Here is a 16,099-nt window from a genome sequence, read left to right on the forward strand (position 1 = left end):
GGTTTATTCCTCCCCCTCGCCGATATATGCCTTGATAACCTCAGGATTCACCTTGACTTTTTCCGGTACATCCAAAGCTAAAAGCTGACCGAAATTCAAAACGGCAATTCTGTTACAGAGGTTCAACATAAACTTAATGTTGTGTTCAATGACGATAACCGTAATGTTCAAATCACGGATTTTGGCGATCAAATGCATCAAATCATCCGTTTCCTGAGGATTCATACCGGCCGTCGGTTCATCCAGCAGCAACACCTTAGGGCGGCTAATCAATGCACGCGCGATTTCAACTTTCCGCTGCGTACCATAAGGCAGGCAATTTGCCAATTTGTCGGCAACATTATCGATCCCAAGGATTTTTAAGACTTCATGGGCCTTATCGTAAGCCTCCCGTTCTTCCCTGCGCTGACTTGGCGTTCTCAGGATAGTTTGGAGCATGCTGCTAGTCATATTCTTGTGCATGCCGACCAGCACGTTCCCCAATACCGTCATCTGTGAGAACACCCGAATATTCTGGAAGGTTCGCGCAATCCCTTCTTTACAGAACAGCGTGACATTTTTTCCGGTCATGTCTTTCCCCTCGAGATATACCTTGCCTTCCGACGGGATATCGAAGCCTGTTATATTGTTAAACAAGGTCGTTTTACCTGCGCCGTTGGGACCGATAATCCCGAATATCTCGTTGTCAAAGACTGTAATATTAATGTCGCTTAACGCTTTCAGGCCTCCAAAGTTCTTAGAAAGATGTTCGGCTTTCAGCAATTCAGTCATTCTCATCACACCCTTCCATAGCTTCATGATGGCTTTTATGTCTTAACTTGTTAATCGAGTGAACAATGATATCCATCAGGCCGTTTTTTCCGAGCAAGCCATTCGGACAAAACAGCATCAGGATGACCATCATTAATCCCATAATCAGCAGTCTGTATTCATACGCAGTTCTAGATAATTCGGGAACAACAATAAGAATTGCCGCACCTAATATTGAGCCGGGCAGGCTGCCTAAACCACCGAGAATCGCCATCTGGCACAGGATCAGGCCTTCGTCGAGAGTGAAATTATCCGGAGACGCATAGCCGGTATAGCTTACCATGGCGGCACCGGCAAGACCTGTAATAAAAGATCCTATGCCAAAACAAAGAGCCTTATATTTCGGGATATTGATTGCTGAATACGATGCCGCAATCTCATCATCACGGATTGCTTCCAGCGCCCGTCCGGAATGTGATCTTGTGATATTTCTGATTATTATGTATACAATCACCAGCAAGGCAAATACAAAGTAGAAAAAGCGTTGGGGTGTGGAGAATTGAAAACCAAAGATTTCCGGTGCCGGCACTCCCATAATACCGATCGGGCCGCCGGTAACACTTGGTGCATTGATCAAAAATGTTTGAAAAATGATAACAAATCCACACGTGATGAGCGTAAAATAGTCGAATGAAGTTCTCTGCAGAAACGCGCCCAATATATAGCCAATAATGGCTGAAAACAGAGCGGCGCCCAGAAAGCCTACGAGAAACGGGACATGGGTTCTGGTCATCACAAGAGCATAAAAGTAAGTACCGATGCCCACAAACGCAGATCTGCCAAAATCCAGCATACCGCAAAAGCCCATGATCAAATTGACCGAAAGCGCCATTATGCTGTAGAGCATGATGTTGTTGATGATTCTAAGCACATAATTATTCGTAATGATAAGCGGTGTGCAGGCGTATACAAGTAAAAATACGATTAAAAGGGGGGTTTTCAGCTTTATATTCATTCTTTTTATTGTTTTCATTTTTACTCCTCACACCTTTTCTGCGATTTCAGCAGGGAACAGCCCTTTAGGCCTAACCAGAATGAAAAGGATAAAAACTCCCCAAACAATAATATCCTTATTAGCTGTGGAAATAAAAGCCGAGACAAACGTTTCTAAAATACCTAAGGACATAGCGCCTATAATTGCGCCCTTTGTGCTGCCGATCCCTCCCAGAACGGTCGCCATCCAAGCCTTCATTGTGCCATAGGCAAAGCCTATGCCCATATAGATAAAGCCGTAGTAGCTGCAGAACAGGATGCCGCCGATGGCACCGACTGCCCCGCCGAGTGCATATACCAAGGCAATATTTCTATTCACATCAATACCCATCAGCTCTGAGGTTGGGAGGCTTTGGGATACGCCGATGATCGCCTGCCCCCACTTGGTTTTTTTGAGTAAAATGCTTACACAGACCATAACTGCAATAGCAATGGCCAGAATCCAAATCTGTAATATGCCGATGTATAAACCGCCGACCTGGAAGCTGCGGTCACCGCCCATATTAAGATCAAAGCGATATGTCTGCGGACCCCAAATCAGTTGAATCCCATTCCGCATGATATATGCAATGCCTACCGCCGAAATAGTCGGTGCAATGCGATTCGCACCTTTTATTCGCAACGGCCTGTAAGCAAAGCGTTCCACGATCAGATTGATTAGAACGGCAGACGCAATACCGGCAATCATTGCCACAAACACATTTCCCGCAGCCAGATAAACCGTATATGTAACAAAGCAGCCCACTGCATAAACATCGCCATGCGCAAAATTCAGCTGCTCCAAAATACCGTAGACGAAATTATAGCCCAGTGCAATCAGCGCATACACGCTGCCAACGCTTATTGCATTTATCAACACCTGAAAAAACAATTTTTTCTCCCCCTTTTTAAGTGACCATGCTCAGATTTGCTGTTCTCTTTTAAGCATCTTTTGCTTACTCCTGTTTCCTCGTCCCACATTTCGGGGCATGCTGCTTAACACATGAAATTATTTTTATGCGGTATTCATAAAACGCCTCCCCGTTTTATTTCTGTTCTCTTATTATCAATTAAAATTGATGTTCACTTTTTTCCACCTTTATAATAATTTTCCGCTTCTTTAAAATTCTTTCCATTTTCATTCCTCCAAGTATTCGCGGTTTTACTGTCTGTCGTCTTTATCACCAACTATCCTCATATTTATCCAGCAGAAAGCTCTTTCCGTCACGCCGCCGTGCTGTTTTTAGGTGATTCCAGCCGTTCCGTTTTTCCTGTTGGCTCTTTCTTTGTCTGCCCGGACAGCCTTTTACTAACGTCCAGCACTTCAGCTTTCTCCGGATACGACTTTTCCTGCTTCATTATCCCGGCGAAGACGTTCCTAATCTGGCATTCTTCCCGCGGGCTTGGTCCCCTGCGTCTGCTTCAAGGCCATTTCCTATACCGCTATGATCCCTTCGCCGTTTCCAGATCGGCAGATTCCGGAACCAAATCCAACCACCATGAAGATTGTGCAATTAAATAATTTTTTTGCAATCGTTTGCAGACTTTTAATGGCGAATTGATTCTATACAAAATGTGTTCGCGGTGTTCTTTACTACATAATAACTATTATTATACGAGTTGTCAAGCATAATATATAACAATTTTATAGATTATATGTTTTTTGGAAAAGTGATTGCTAATCATTATTTTAGGTGTATAATGATAACGTTGTCATATAGGAATAAATAAAAAAGCAATTGGTTCAAGCCTTAAAACAAAATGCAGAAGTCCCGCCGTCAATGGTCTATATGGGAAAATAGGCAAAGCCTTCTTTGATGAATCCACTTTCAGATTATCGTTCATTTGAATCACCCCCTATATTAATTTTGAATAAGAAAGAAGGCACCATAGGGCAATCCCTACAGCGCCTTTGTTGTTGGTGTTATTATAGAGCACCCAGAGTCCAATGTCAATATAATAAAAAAATAAAATTTGCAATATTTTTTACTTGATTATTCATAATTTCTTTATATTTTAAATGTTTAATTGATAATTTATAAAAATCTGCAGATTTTATAACCGATCATGCAAAATTTGGCGTGACATTCCAAATCAAATAACAGGATAGGTGAAATAATATGACTGAAAAAGAAAAAGCAGCCGCAGGACTGTTGTATGATGCAAATTACGATAAAGAATTAATTTCTGAACGAAATAAAGCAAGACAGATTCTCTTAGAATACAACCGTTTAAATCCCTCAGACTACGCTATGAGAAAAGAACTTATAAAAAGGCTTTTGGGAACAATCGGAGAAAGATTTTGTATTGAGCAGCCTTTTTATTGTGACTACGGATACAATATTCATATTGGCGAAAACTTTTTCTCCAACGTGAATTGTGTCATTTTGGACGGTGCAAAAGTCTCCATTGGAGATAACGTATTTCTCGCGCCCAATGTGGGCATTTACACCGCCGGTCACCCTTTAGACGTGCCGCAGCGCAATATTGGGCTTGAATATGCATTTCCTGTTAACATCGGAAGCAATGTATGGGTTGGCGCTGGTACCTCGATCCTACCCGGGGCGACCATTGGAAACAACACAGTCCTTGGCGCAGGAAGCGTGGTAGTTAAAAGCATTCCATCCAATGTGCTGGCCGCAGGAAATCCTTGCAAAGTTATCCGGGAGATCACTGAGAGTGACAAAGAAAAATACGAAAAATAGATCAGGGCGGCGTTCATGCTCTTAAAAAAACATTGTCCTGTAATTATAATCACCCGATGGTATTTTTGCCGGTAGATAAAAACTGGTTTAGCCTATGACTTACAGCTTTTTTAAATAGCCTTTCTAGTTCGTCAATTTCCTTTTGTTGTTCTGTATCAGCCGGTCATGATTTATTTGGACGGCATACCGTACAACCTTCGCCACGTCAAAACTAAACCAGGGATTCTTTTGCTCATTAAGAAGGTTTTTGTTATACTCATCGCTAAAGCTTTTTCTGAACGCCCCGGCATAGCCGGGGGTTTTCATATGACAAAAAACTGACGTCGCTCGAAAAACGACGTCAGTCCGTGTGATTTGAAGATATTCTACGTCCGGCGACCTTTTGCTCTGTCCAGCTACCTTGGGGCCGTGCACACTTCGGCGGGAGATCTTTTCCGCATCTTTAAAATTTTCGCGGAGAAACCCTTCCGTTTTCCTCAGTGAACATACTGCTTATAGTCTTCCGATGTACACATATTGCCTGTTATTTTGACCGCCGCGTACTTCTGGCCGGCCTGCTTATAGTCAGGGTAAATTTCTTCAGGGGATTTCCCGTCGCGCAGGATTCCCACCATCCCGTCAACAATTACTTTTGCAAAATTCATCGCATCATAATAGCACACCGCCCGCCAGGCTTTCCCTGTGCCGTTTGCCCACTCCTTGACCGCCAGCTCGCCGCCCGCGGATACGAGGATCGTACGATCCTCGACGCCCGCCGCTTCTACCGCACGGCATGCGCCCATGGCGTAGTTGTCAACCGCACCCATGATGACCCAGTATTCGATATCCGGATGAGAAGAAATGACGGTGGATACCTGCTTATAGGAAGCTTCCGTATTATCATTGCTCGTTGCTTCCGCCGCACAATCCGCCATAAAGATATTGCTTTTAGGGAGCCCCGGAAACGCTTTGACAAACGCTTCGCGGAAACCGTCCGTCCGCAGCACGTCGGGCCGGTATTTGCTGTTCGTGTTTGAAATAAGGCCCACCTTCGACAAATCAGAGAAATCAGCGCCGCAGCTCTTGTAATTCTGGCTTACCCAGTCCGCGCACCTGACTCCCACGTTATAGGAATCAAGCTCGACGTAAGGCGCAATGTTGCTTCCGCCGCCATCCTGAAGCTTCATACTCTCGCCGATCACGGGGATCTTTGCTGCGTTCAGTTTCTCAACCGCCGCAGGCGCACTGTTCTCATCAACCACAAACAGGATTGCACCGTCGATTTTCTGTTCGATTGCCGTGTCGATCTGCGAAAGCTGCGCATTGATATCACGATTTGCATCCGCGGACAGCAGCTCGAAATTCTCTTCTTCCCCAAGCTTTTTAAGCGCGGCTTCCACCTGCTGTATCCATTCCACCGTCATGGAAGTGGCAAAATACTCAAGGGTCAGCTTCTTTTCCCCGACGGATCCGCCCGATATTTCTGGGGGAGCCTGGCTCCCGGAGACCGTTCCAGCATCCGTACAGCCGCCAAGCGTTATGCACAGCACCATTGCAATTGCCAACAGGACTCTCACCGGTTTCTTCATACTTTCGCTCCTCCTTTTATTTCACGGTAGATTGATGGGCCATAGGGCTTGGAAACCGGAATAACTTTCCATTTTCTGTCAAACAGCCAGTTTTTTTCTGCGAACATAATCAAAAATCAGCGCCGCAATCAGCAGCAGTCCCTTCGCGACCATCTGCCAGAAAGACGAAACATTGAGCACAGTTAATCCGTTGCCAAAGCATTCAATAATCAGAAGGCCGATAAAGCACCCCAATAGATTCCCTTTGCCACCGCTGAACGCCACACCGCCCAGGATTGCGGCCGTGATTGCGTCAAATTCCGACCCCGTTGCGCTGGCCGGCTGCCCCGAATGCATTTTCGCCGTCATCAATACGCCCGCCACGGCGGCAATCATGGCGCTCATCACGTACAGGATCGTGCTGATTCTTTTGGGATTTAAGCCGGCAAGGTGTGCCGCGGTCTGATTTCCTCCAATCATGTACACGCTGCGGCCGAACACCGTTTTCGAGAGAATGAACCCATATACGAAAAACAGTACGATCATCAGCAGTGCCGGAAAGGAAATACCCAACAGCTTCATCGAGCCTATCATCACAAACGTCTTCTCGTTTATCGGGATGGATTTGCCATTACAGATCAGGAATCCGACCCCCTGGCATACCTGCGCAATTGCCAGCGTGGCAATGAAAGGCTGCAGTCCAAAGATATTGACAAGCCCCGCGTTTGCGAAGCCCACGAGAGGACTGACCGCAATGACGACCAGAATTGCAAATCCCCATGGCATTCCGCTATTGATCAAAATGGCCGTCCACACGCCGAACAGCGCCGCCGTATGCGCACTCGAGAGGTCGATATGTCCCGCGATAATCAGATATGTCTCCCCGATGGCAAGCAGTCCGACCGTCGATGCGCCCAACAGAATATTGGTTATATTCGTATAGGAAAAATAGTTTTTATTCGTGATCGAAAAAAATGCGATGACGACCGCCAGTACAAGCAACAGCATGACGGCATTCGATTGAAAAACCATCGCACCGGCTGCTCTATTCGATCTTGTTTGTTCTCCGTTTCTCACTTTTATCCCTCCAACGCTGCAACATTTGTACCTTACGGAAACTGTCTTGATTCTATTCCTGCATCGCCAATTGAAGGACCCGCTCTTCCGAAAACTCCCTTTTCGTCAATTCTCCTCTCACCCTTCCGCTGTTCATGACGATGACATCATCGCATATGTTCAGGATCTCGGGCAGCTCCGAGGAGATGAAGATGACGCCCATTCCGCATTTGGCAAGATCGCATATCATTTGATAAATTTCTGCCTTTGCGCCGACGTCAATGCCCTTGGTAGGCTCATCCAGGATCAAAATTTTCAGATTCGCGAGCAGCCAGCGCCCAAGGATCACTTTCTGCTGATTCCCGCCGGAAAGCTCAACAACCGCTTTTTCGATGGAATGCGTCTTGATTCCGTAGGTTTGAACCGCCTGTTCGGAAACGGTTCTTTCCTTATCGGCATCGATCACACCCTTATTTGTAAGCGTGCGCAGGATCGGGATCGTCAGATTGTCTTTGACCGATCTTGTCAGAACCAGCCCCTGCTCCTTCCGGTCTTCAGGGCACAGGCCGATTCCCGCTCTGATTGCGTCGCGCGGACACCGGATCCTGCGCTTTTGCCCCTTCACATACACTTCGCCGGAAAAAAGCCGGTCCGCCCCGAAGATCGCGCGCATCGTTTCCGAGCGCCCGGCCCCCACAAGGCCCGCAAAGCCCAGCACCTGCCCTTTGTGCAGACGAAAGCTCACATCATGGATATGATCGTTCGTAAGCTCCTTTGCCTCCAGCACGATGTCTCCGATTTGGTCATTGCGGCTGAGTCCGTTGTAAATATCCCCGATATCGCGGCCGACCATCATGGAAACAAGCCGTTGTTCCGTCGCCTCCTTTGTCGCCACTTCCGCCACAAAGCAGCCGTCCTTCAGAATCACAATCTTATCCGAAATCTGGAAAAGCTCTTTCAGCCTGTGCGATACATACAGAATGACTTTTCCTTCTTCACGCAGCCGTTCGATCAGGCCGAACAACACATTGATTTCCTCGTCCGAAAGGCTCGCCGTCGGTTCGTCAAACGCAATGATCTTGCTGTTGCGCCGGTAGGCTTTCATGATCTCCACCATCTGCTGATGTGCCACGGAAAGCCGGTTCACTTTTGTCTGGGGTAAAAAAGGCAGCCGGAACAAGTCTATGATCTTCTTCATTTCGGCGTGGGATTTCTGAAAATCCACGATTCCCAGACCGCTTTTGTAAAGGTCCTCCATAAATACATTTTCCGTTACGGAAAGCTCGCCCACCAGCTGCCTTTCCTGGTAGATGATGCTTACGCCGGAGCGGATCGCCTCGGTCGGCGAGGCAAACGCGGCCTCCTTGCCATTAATAAAGTACTTTCCCGAATCCGCGCGAAGGGTACCGCTCAGTATCTTCAGCAGCGTGCTTTTTCCCGCTCCGTTTTCGCCCAACAGTGCGCAGACCTCTCCGCCGCTGGCTTGGAAACTGATGTCTTTCAGTGCCTGAACACCCGAAAATCTTTTGCTGATATGTTCAAAAGCAATCGAATTTTCCATGGAATTTCCCACCTTTCAGGAAAATAGAGTTTTCCTGCTTCCGGACCTTGATGAAAGTCTGTGCATTCGATTCCATGATGTACTGCCTGATCTGTAAATGGCATCGTCCGGTCAGTACCGATTTCCTGCGTTTTCCAGTGATCCCGGTCCCGCTCATATGCCGGTCTACACAAGAAATCCTTTCAGTACGATATTTTTGACCTTTGTCAGTTCTTCCAGCGTCGTAAAACCTTCATTTCCGATCCCGCTCATCTTCTGCCCGCCGAACGGCTGCATCTGGTTCCTGTATACCGAGGACCCGTTCACCACCACGCCTCCGGACTGCACTCTCTGCGCCACGTACATTCCCAGCTTCCAGTCGTTTGTCATGACGCAGCCCGAAAGTCCGAAGGAACTTGCGTTTGCGATCTCTACAGCCTCATCCACCGTGTCAAATCCGATGATTGGCCACACGGGTCCGAAAATCTCCATGTCCCTGGCCACATCCATGTCTTTGGTCACATTCGTCAGCACGGTCGGTTCAAAGAATGCGCCGCTACGCACGCCTCCGCATTCGAGATTCGCTCCCTGCTCGATCGTGTGCCTGACCTGCTCCTCGACCTGTTTGGCAGCTTCCACACTGATCAAGCTTCCGATTTTTTCATTTGCGGTGTTCGTTCGGTCGACATTGCTGAAATACTGCTCCATCGTCTGCTCAAAATCATCGTCAAATCCGCATTCGATCCGACGTACATTTTCAAGCAGCTTTTCCGTAAATTCCTCGCGGATGCTGTTCTGTACGAGAAAGCGCTTCGAAGCGATGCAGATCTGTCCGGTGTTCCCTTTCCGGGAGCCGCATGCCTGTTTTGCGACCTTGCCGACATCCACATCGTCAAGCACGATAAACGGATCGTTCCCACCGAGCTCCAGCGTATACGGCGCCAGCCGTTTTGCCATAATCCCGGCAATGCCAACGCCCACCTCCGTGCTGCCGGTCATGCTCACCGCGTCAACACCCGGATTCTGAACGAGCCAGTTGCCCACCTTCGAACCGCTCCCCGTGACGATCTGCACCGTATTTCCCGGGACGCCCGCTTCCAGCAGGAGCTCCGTAATCATAATATCCGTAAGCGGATTATCCGTCGGCGGTTTGACGATAACGGAATTGCCCGCTGCAAGCGCCGGAGCCACTTTAAAGGAATACAGCAGCATCGGCGCGTTGAAAGGTACGATCGCCGCGACCGTGCCGAGCGGCTCATGCAGGACCATGATCAGATCCTGCGCCGTTTTTCCGTCGTGGCCGAGCTCCGTGCCCGGTACCAGCAGCTTGCCGTCCATGCGTTTCGCGGATTCCATATAACCTGAAAACAGTGTGGGCGTCTGATTGAACTCAAAAATTGTCGTGCCGACATGCTTGCCGCATTCCCGTGTGCAGACAGAGATGATCTCGCGTTTGTGCTCTTCCAAAAGCCTCAGAAACTGATGGATGATTTTTTCTCTCTGCAAAAGAGGGATTGCCGCCCACTCTTTCTGACCTTTTTTTGAATTTTCTACCGCTTCGTCGACATCCTCCCTGGTCGCCATAGGAATTGTATCCAAAAATGCACCTGTCGCCGGATTGATGACATCGATTGTCCTTTTGTCCCGGGAATCTACCTTTTTCCCGCCAATCAGCATCTTCATAATCGCATTCTCCTTTCATTGAGATGGATTTCCCTGCGTGGTTTCAACGCTCTCTTTTCGAATACTCGTTCGTAAGCCGGATCAGATATTCAAAGTCCTTCATTCTGGTCACTCTGGGGTAGCTGCATGCCGCATTGGGCGTCGCATCCTTATTGTTGAAAATCGGATGCTTCAGCATCAGCTGTAATACTTCGCCATCGTTGTAACCCCAATCCTCAAAGCTCTTATCCCCGGCAATATGTAAATCGCGATTCAGTTCGGCCACCCAGTCGACCAGCATCTGCACATCGAAATCTTCTTCGGAGATATTTTTTTTCGTAATCGCGTTGTAAGCCCTTCTGTATTTTTCCCTGCAGCCAAGCCCGTTCCACTCGACGACCGCAGGCAGTACCATCCCGCACGCGTCCCCATGCGGCATATGGAACGGCTCTTCGGACATCGGGTGGGTGATCACGTGATCCTGTCCAATGCTGGCGATACCGAGCGAAAATCCCGCATACGTGCAACCCCGGCTCATCATGTCCGCCCATTTGTCAACGGCGGGGTTGGCCACAAACGGACGAATTGCTTCGCCGATCAGTTCCAACGCACGCAGGGAAAACATTTCCGTAAAATCGTTTGCATTCATATTTGTATAGGATTCCAGCGCGTGGGTAAATGCGTCCATGGCCGTCGCCGCCGCTATGGGAAAGGGAAGGCCCGCCAAAAAGTCCGGATCCATCAGCGCGTAGGCAGGCAGAATTGAATCGTGCATCAGTACTAGCTTAAATCCGTCCCGATCGCAGATAACGGCATTGCGGCACACTTCGCTGCCCGTCCCGGCCGTGGTGGGCACGGCGATAATCGGATACGTCTTATGGGGGATCGGCTTGCTCGGCGGCCATCCGCTGAAGTCCATGACATGCGCATCCGTGTCGCCGACGATCGCAACGCCCTTGGCCGTGTCTATCGTGCTTCCTCCGCCCACGGCGAGCAGCACATCCGCTTTGAATTCATGAGCGGCGGGAAGCGCTTCCGTTTCGATTGTAACCGCTTCCGGATTCGGACGTATATTCTTAAATAAAATATATTCAACATTCTCGGCGCTTTCCAGAAGATCCTCGACGGGCTTGATCACCCCCGCCTGATACAGGCCGGGATCGGCAATCAGCATGACTCTTTTCCATCCCTCCTTTTTCAGTATCTGAGGAAGTACGGATATGCAGCCCGAGCCCTGATACAATTTCTGCATAATGCCAAACTGGAGGTGGTTTTTTACTCTTGCCATGATCATTCTCTCCTTTTCCTTATTATTGGGTTTTCGTGGGATGGATGAAACTTAGCCTTGCGGAAACGCGATCGCTCCCAAAATACATATTTCCGTCAGAATCATTGTAAAAATAACACAAAAAAATCATAAATTTAATTGTTTTTTTATTATATTCATATTATCTGTTTTGACATTTCCATTGTCAATATCAATCGACAACTTGTCAAAGCAGACATGTTGACATTATTGTTGACAGTTTAAAGGAAATCTTTACGCGTCCTCCTTTTCTCCTATTGACAGGCCGGAGGGAGTTTGATAAAGTAGGAAACAGGATCGTTTGTATAAAAAATTCTATATACGGTCATGATTTTTTGTGCAATCAGTTTTGTTTTGCCTCAGGATAGCCGCATCTTTACGCTGTCAGGATGACGGAGCTGCCTCGTCTGCCGCGGAAAATGCCACTCATTTCTATTCCTAAGGAGCCGCTTATGTCGACTGTTCAATCCTATCAATCACACTTTAATCTGCTGATGAGCGCCTTTGGCATATCGGGGAAAGAACTCGCTGATCTCCTACATATCGACTCTTCCCTCGTGAGCAAATGGAAGAACAGCAAACGCAGTCTTAAAGAAAATTCCATGCATCTGAACAACATCGTGCAGCATTTCGTCTCGCTTGATTCCCTGTCGGGCTATAGCACCATTAAATCCCTGTTGGGCCAGGACTTCGAGAATTTGGATCTCAACTCCCCTGTGGAACTGTCTTTAGCCCTGAAGCGCTGGCTGCTCGAAAGCACGGATACGTCTGCGGACGACGCCGCGCTTTATAATTTCATGCACAACAGCAAGCATGGGAGAGAATGCCCCTGCCTTCAGTTTAGAGGAAACGAAGGAAAACGCGATGCCGTTCTAAGGCTGTTGAAAACGGCCGCTTTGCTGCAGCCCGGCCAGGAAATCTGGGGCCTGATGTGGGACACCCAGAACTGGTTCACCGAAAATGATGACTATCAGCAAATATGGGAACAGGCCAATCTGGAGTATCTGCAGCGGGGCAATACCATCAGGATCATCCATGCGAACGACCGGCAGTACAAGTCCCTTGCGGAATCCCTTCTGCGCTGGATCCCCCTCTATCTGACCGGACGGGTTACGCCCTACTACGCACCAAACGTCGACGGTTATGACGTTAAACACGTCGCGCTCCTCCTGAAAGACAAACTTCTCCTTTACGGCCTTTCCGTCGATGAGGCTTCCCCAGACGCCACCGTGCTGGCTTTCACCTCCCCGTCGATTCTGAACGAGGCCTACCGAATCCTGCAGAGAACCTTTCGCTATGCCTCGCCTATTTTTGAAAAATATTTTTTAAAGGATTATTACAAATATGCAAAATTCTTATCCAAAATGGTCAATCTGGATGAACAGCAATACGTACTGATGCGCTTTCCTTTTGTGAATGTCCTGTCCATGGAGGAAATTGAGGACATCCTGGACAGCAACGGAATAACGAGCGACACCAAGGAAGTCGCGCTCGGCGCCTACCGTTCCCTGAAAAGGGACGCAAAGAAGAACTCGGGCAATTTTTTTCGGTATCTTATCCCGCAAAAGCAAATCGAGAGCCTTCTCACCAAAAGAAAGATCATGCTGGATACTCCTTCTTTTTTTTCGGGCAAACCGCTTTACATTTCAAACGACGCCTTCCGGCGGCTGCTGAGAAAACTGTCCGATCTGCTCCCATCAGAGTCAACGTACGAAATGGCACTTCTGGAGGACGGTTATGTGGGGCCGCCTGCCACCTTGAATATGTTCGTGAAAAAGGATACCTGTATTTCCGTATTCAATTCCCCCGATCACTGCGACTCCCTGCTGTTCCACGACTCGTTTCTCCTTACCACCTGTGAATCGTCCGTCATTCTGTCGCTTTTTCGCTTCTGCGACAAACTCTGGTACAATACGCTTACGCAAAGACGGGACAGAAACTATGTTTCACGCCAGCTGCGCATCCTGACGGAAACCATATTTCCCGACGACAGTGCCCCGTCATGCGAGCATGAGGCCGGACAGCCAAGTGATTAGCGGAAGCGTCCCGACACTGGCAAGCGTTGTGAGAAAGACGGTGGTTGTCGCGTATTCCTGATCCGAGGAATAAAGCTGTGCGAGCATGGAGATCGTCGTCATGGCGGGCAGTCCAACCATGTACATGAGCATCATGCGCTCCCGCATGTCGAAAAACGAGCCGGAAGCCGCGAACACAATAAGCGGCAAAACGACCATTTTGATCCCCACGATCCCTAATATGCTCTTTTTCCGGAGCAGACTCTGTACAGGCATGAAAGACAGCATCCCTCCAATATAGATCAGAGCGAGCGGCGAGCTCATGCTGCCGATCGATGCGATAGGACCCATCAAAACGTCCGGCAAGCGGACGGCACAGCACACAAGCGCGACGCCCGCCAAAAGCGCCGCGCTTGTTGGACTTATCATGTTTTTCCAGACGTTCGGTTTGTCGGCCGCCCCCTTGTTGTGCCTGCTGCACAGATAAACGCCAAGCGTCCATAAAAGCGCCATGTCAATAACGGTATATACGGAGACCGCGACGGATGTCCCAGTCCCTCCGAACACAGCCGTCAGGAGGGGAATCCCGATAAATCCCATATCCCCGAAGGTAAACTCCGCAACGAAGACATTGTAAGTGGGCCCTTTTCTGCAAAGCAGTTTTCCCGCACCCGTTCCCACGACGAACAGCAACGCGTAGCACGCCAGAATCGCCATGGCAAAGCCCGCGTTTTCGGTATAATCCGCCACTGTCGTCCCGCTCCCCGCAACCACTTTCAGGATCAGGCACGGCAGCAGGATTTTGACGATCAGCTTCATGAGTCCTTCCAGTATCTCTCGGGTCAATATTCCGCCTTTTGCCGCGGCGAACCCCACCGACATAAGAAGAAAAAATTCCGCCACCTGATTAGCAACTATCCCGATCTCAGCCATACAAGCTCTCCTCCCCGCCCTTTGCCGGACTCTTGATACAAAAGGCGGACAAAAAATCTTCGCCCGCCTTTTTACAGCCTCATCCGTTTGTGTCAATGGGTTCCGTCCAGAACCGCTCCCTGATTTTTTAAGGTCTGCTGCAGCTCGGAAACATCCTGTTCGAGCATCCGTGGGGATACGCCGTGCTTGGCGCACAGCGCCGCAGCCGCGCCGGCCGCCTGGCCGGTGATCATCGTCTGCTGGACATAGCGCTGATAAGCGTCTCTGTCGGTCGAAATCATTTTGCCTGCGACCAGCAGATTCTCAACGCCGAGGGGAACGAGGCAGCGGTAGGGAATATCATGTGAACCCCCGTCCTTCGGTGCGCATTTGTTTGTCAAAACAATGGTATTGCCGTTTGCGGCATGATGGGCGCCCGCCTTGAAATGACTTTTGCCGATTACGTCACGGAATTTTCTTCCTTCCGCAACATCGTCGCGGGTAAGCTTGTAATCTCCCATAATGCGGCGGCCTTCGCGGATTCTCATCTCGGGGCAGATTCTGGTGATGTATGCGTTTTTAAAGCCGGGAACGTACTTTTTAAAGAATTTCCATGCAATCTGAATCTGCTTTCTGCATTCCGCTTCACCCTTGGAAAGACTCCATGCGTCCGTCGGCATGATGCCCGGCACCTGTGCCGAATGCTGGAAATGCGCCTGAATATGTCCTCCCTCACGCGGCGTGAGGAAGAATCCAACCCCCGCGTATTGATGCCATTCTCCCGTCTCCAGCCCGTGGTCGCGCAGTTTATAGAAGCCCATGATTTCCCCGAGCTGCGTCACGTCCGTAACGCTGCCATAGTATTTCTCGGCTTCCTTGCGGACTTCTTCGACCTCCTCCTTGGTCATCTCGGGAAGAGTCAGCTCAAAATAGGTGAACTGGTCCGGATTTGTGTGAATATACGCAAGAAGCTCTTTCCAGTCAACGCCGTCCGCCGTAAACGCGAGGCTCTGCGGCTGGATCTCCTCCTGAGAAACGATCTCATAGGGCGCACCCGCGCGGGACGCAATATCGCCTTCTCCCGTGCAGTCGACCACGATTTTTCCTTTGATCTCCCTGCGTCCGTCCGCATTTTCGACAACGATGCCCGTAACTCTGTTTTCCTCCCTCATCACATCCACAACCAGCGTGTGGAGCAGGAGGTTTACTTTGTTTTCTTCCATCATGTCGAAAATAACCAGATTGAACCAGTCCGGGTCGATATAAGAGAACGTATAACCCGCCCTCAGCCGGATCTCCGGTTTCAAATGGGGCAGGGCGTGCCCTTCTTCGAGCAGGCGGTGGTGAATCTCCTCAATAATGCCCGCGGCATCCTGCTCGCCGCACGGATTAAACAAGTGCGCGAACGCAAAGCCGGGAGGTCCGGAAACGCTCAGCTGGCCGCCCAACGCGCCCATCCGTTCGACGAGCAGCGTATTTGCGCCTGTCCTTGCCGCTGCGATTGCCGCCGCGACCCCCGACGTGCCGCCTCCGCAAATGATAACGTCATATTCCTCATGATAGTTCGGCATTTC

13 protein-coding genes are annotated in these 16,099 nt (G+C 49.2%); 2 read left to right on the forward strand and 11 right to left on the reverse strand.

The genetic code is table 11. The annotated features are described in order from the left end of the window. Positions 1-3: 3 nt before the first annotated feature. From LY85_RS08220 to LY85_RS19695, 4 genes are all read right to left on the reverse strand, one after another. Positions 4-771 carry an ABC transporter ATP-binding protein gene (locus LY85_RS08220; protein ID WP_141826244.1) on the reverse strand — a complete coding sequence of 256 codons (768 nt, stop codon included), beginning with the start codon at positions 769-771 and terminating at the stop codon, positions 4-6. Continuing rightward, complete coding sequence (locus tag LY85_RS08225) at positions 764-1,783, reverse strand: branched-chain amino acid ABC transporter permease (protein WP_141826245.1); 1,020 nt, start codon at positions 1,781-1,783, stop codon at positions 764-766. The genes LY85_RS08220 and LY85_RS08225 overlap by 8 nt, the downstream gene beginning before the upstream one ends. Positions 1,784-1,792: 9 nt before the next feature. Then, entirely contained in the window at positions 1,793-2,674 is an 882-nt protein-coding gene (locus LY85_RS08230) for a branched-chain amino acid ABC transporter permease (protein ID WP_141826246.1), read from the reverse strand. A gap of 821 nt (positions 2,675-3,495) precedes the next feature. Next, positions 3,496-3,627, reverse strand: a complete 132-nt coding sequence (locus LY85_RS19695; RefSeq protein ID WP_279230993.1) for a hypothetical protein — start codon at positions 3,625-3,627, stop codon at positions 3,496-3,498. Between the two features lie 275 nt (positions 3,628-3,902). Here LY85_RS19695 and LY85_RS08235 point away from each other — a divergent pair, with 275 nt between their 5' ends. Further along, positions 3,903-4,487: a sugar O-acetyltransferase gene (locus LY85_RS08235; RefSeq protein ID WP_141826247.1), complete on the forward strand. Its 585-nt coding sequence runs from the start codon at positions 3,903-3,905 to the stop codon at positions 4,485-4,487. 476 nt (positions 4,488-4,963) lie between these two features. On the opposite strand, the gene LY85_RS08240 is transcribed toward LY85_RS08235, so the two are convergent. The 5 genes from LY85_RS08240 to LY85_RS08260 form a co-directional block, all read right to left on the reverse strand. Continuing rightward, a complete protein-coding gene (locus LY85_RS08240; protein WP_141826248.1) occupies positions 4,964-6,055 on the reverse strand; it encodes a substrate-binding domain-containing protein in 1,092 nt (363 codons plus the stop codon). 78 nt (positions 6,056-6,133) lie between these two features. Further along, entirely contained in the window at positions 6,134-7,111 is a 978-nt protein-coding gene (locus LY85_RS08245) for an ABC transporter permease (RefSeq protein ID WP_207705553.1), read from the reverse strand. Positions 7,112-7,163: 52 nt separating this feature from the next. Further along, positions 7,164-8,651: a sugar ABC transporter ATP-binding protein gene (locus tag LY85_RS08250; RefSeq protein ID WP_141826249.1), complete on the reverse strand. Its 1,488-nt coding sequence runs from the start codon at positions 8,649-8,651 to the stop codon at positions 7,164-7,166. A gap of 165 nt (positions 8,652-8,816) precedes the next feature. Next, entirely contained in the window at positions 8,817-10,313 is a 1,497-nt protein-coding gene (locus LY85_RS08255; protein WP_141826250.1) for an aldehyde dehydrogenase family protein, read from the reverse strand. Positions 10,314-10,356: 43 nt separating this feature from the next. Continuing rightward, complete coding sequence (locus tag LY85_RS08260; protein WP_141826251.1) at positions 10,357-11,580, reverse strand: iron-containing alcohol dehydrogenase; 1,224 nt, start codon at positions 11,578-11,580, stop codon at positions 10,357-10,359. A gap of 470 nt (positions 11,581-12,050) precedes the next feature. Between LY85_RS08260 and LY85_RS08265 the strand changes: the two genes are divergently transcribed. Beyond that, positions 12,051-13,634, forward strand: coding sequence for a hypothetical protein (locus tag LY85_RS08265; RefSeq protein ID WP_141826252.1), 1,584 nt, complete (start codon positions 12,051-12,053; stop codon positions 13,632-13,634). Here the strand turns inward: LY85_RS08265 and LY85_RS08270 are convergent. Together LY85_RS08270 and LY85_RS08275 are read right to left on the reverse strand one after the other, a co-directional pair. Continuing rightward, on the reverse strand, positions 13,599-14,546 hold the full coding sequence (locus tag LY85_RS08270) for an AEC family transporter (protein WP_141826253.1): 948 nt from the start codon (positions 14,544-14,546) through the stop codon (positions 13,599-13,601). The two genes, LY85_RS08265 and LY85_RS08270, sit on opposite strands and share 36 nt — an antisense overlap. Before the next feature lie 92 nt (positions 14,547-14,638). Continuing rightward, the gene (locus LY85_RS08275; protein WP_141826254.1) at positions 14,639-16,096 is read right to left on the reverse strand and encodes an FAD-dependent oxidoreductase; all 1,458 of its coding nucleotides are present in this window, start codon (positions 16,094-16,096) and stop codon (positions 14,639-14,641) included. Positions 16,097-16,099 lie beyond the last annotated feature (3 nt).

Origin of the sequence: Clostridium sp. KNHs216 (genome assembly GCF_006714885.1) — a bacterium.
Lineage (GTDB): Bacteria > Bacillota > Clostridia > Oscillospirales > Acutalibacteraceae > Caproiciproducens.

What these genes read in the sequence shown, in the direction of transcription:
- LY85_RS08220 (WP_141826244.1), bottom strand. Translation starts at nt 771, where the DNA reads ATGACTGAATTGCTGAAAGCCGAACATCTTTCTAAGAACTTTGGAGGC.
- LY85_RS08225 (WP_141826245.1), bottom strand. Translation starts at nt 1,783, where the DNA reads ATGAAAACAATAAAAAGAATGAATATAAAGCTGAAAACCCCCCTTTTA.
- LY85_RS19695 (WP_279230993.1), bottom strand. Translation starts at nt 3,627, where the DNA reads ATGAACGATAATCTGAAAGTGGATTCATCAAAGAAGGCTTTGCCTATT.
- LY85_RS08235 (WP_141826247.1), top strand. Translation starts at nt 3,903, where the DNA reads ATGACTGAAAAAGAAAAAGCAGCCGCAGGACTGTTGTATGATGCAAAT.
- LY85_RS08240 (WP_141826248.1), bottom strand. Translation starts at nt 6,055, where the DNA reads ATGAAGAAACCGGTGAGAGTCCTGTTGGCAATTGCAATGGTGCTGTGC.
- LY85_RS08250 (WP_141826249.1), bottom strand. Translation starts at nt 8,651, where the DNA reads ATGGAAAATTCGATTGCTTTTGAACATATCAGCAAAAGATTTTCGGGT.
- LY85_RS08255 (WP_141826250.1), bottom strand. Translation starts at nt 10,313, where the DNA reads ATGAAGATGCTGATTGGCGGGAAAAAGGTAGATTCCCGGGACAAAAGG.
- LY85_RS08260 (WP_141826251.1), bottom strand. Translation starts at nt 11,580, where the DNA reads ATGGCAAGAGTAAAAAACCACCTCCAGTTTGGCATTATGCAGAAATTG.
- LY85_RS08265 (WP_141826252.1), top strand. Translation starts at nt 12,051, where the DNA reads ATGTCGACTGTTCAATCCTATCAATCACACTTTAATCTGCTGATGAGC.
- LY85_RS08270 (WP_141826253.1), bottom strand. Translation starts at nt 14,546, where the DNA reads ATGGCTGAGATCGGGATAGTTGCTAATCAGGTGGCGGAATTTTTTCTT.
- LY85_RS08275 (WP_141826254.1), bottom strand. Translation starts at nt 16,096, where the DNA reads ATGCCGAACTATCATGAGGAATATGACGTTATCATTTGCGGAGGCGGC.